At 63.3% G+C, this 982-nt stretch carries 1 protein-coding gene and 1 pseudogene; one reads left to right on the forward strand and one right to left on the reverse strand.

From position 1 onward, the window contains the following. Nucleotides 1–138 (reverse strand): co-chaperone GroES (locus A2J02_RS16445; RefSeq protein ID WP_442971482.1); only part of this gene is annotated, 138 nt, incomplete at its 3' end. A 521-nt stretch (nt 139–659) separates the two neighbouring features. On the opposite strand from A2J02_RS16445, the pseudogene A2J02_RS16450 reads away from it, so the two are divergent. Beyond that, nucleotides 660–982: pseudogene (locus A2J02_RS16450) on the forward strand (Hsp70 family protein); the annotation flags it as partial.

Here is a 982-nt window from a genome sequence, read left to right on the forward strand (position 1 = left end):
TACGGCGACGACGGTGCCCTCCTGGGGCTTCTCCTTGGCTGTGTCGGGGATGACCAGACCGGAGGCGGTCGTCGTCTCGGCCTCGTTGGCCTGGACGAGGATCTTGTCCTCGAGCGGCTTGATTTTCACGCTCGCCACGTTGAGCCCTCCAAAGTTATGGGGTACGCGCCCGGGGTCGGATCCCCGGACAGCTGTGTGTAAGTACTTCTCCTGCGGTTCTGACAATCACGGCCTGAACTCGTTCCCGTCGTCGCGGGTGCCGGGACTTCGCTCGGTGCCAACTAGCACTCTATACACGAGAGTGCCAGCACTCAAGGGCTGGGTTCGCCAGGTTCGTGACGCGTGGGTCGCGCGGGTACGCACGCGCCCTCCTGCACCACCACAAAGATCCGAAAACGGGCGAATCAGGACCCGAAACGCCGAACACCGGAGTAGTTTCCCGCTGTTTTACCGGCGTCCGCGAAGCCATCGAACGACCAGGTAGGAGGCTATGAACTCTCACCGAAGAACCTACCGAGCGGCATATTACGCTCGCGATGAGGCACGAAGTAACGTTACGATAACGGAGCTGTCCGAGCGATAACGGTCGACAGCCGTGCCGCGACATGGCACACAGAACAGTCGATTCCGGACAGGTACACAGGGGCGGGAGGTGCAGCATGCGAGTAGGCGTGGGTATATCCACCGGATCCGAGGTCGTGTGCGCAGCCCTTGTCACCGTCGACACCGACGGTAGTCGCACGGTCGAGTACCGCACCGTATCCGCCGATCGCCAAGCGAACACCGACATCGGCGATCTGGTCACCTCGGCCATCGAGCTGATGGCCTCGCTGATTCCCGGTCACCGGTCGCCCGACGCGATCGCCGTCACCTACCGCACCGAGGAGCACGCTGCGGGTATTCGTGCAGCGCTCGCCCACACCACCCGCGATGTTCGACTGGTCCCCGAGTCCGCAGCCGCGTCCGCGCATCTGGCGACCAC

Source organism: Rhodococcus sp. EPR-147 (assembly GCF_001647185.1).
GTDB lineage: Bacteria > Actinomycetota > Actinomycetes > Mycobacteriales > Mycobacteriaceae > Rhodococcoides.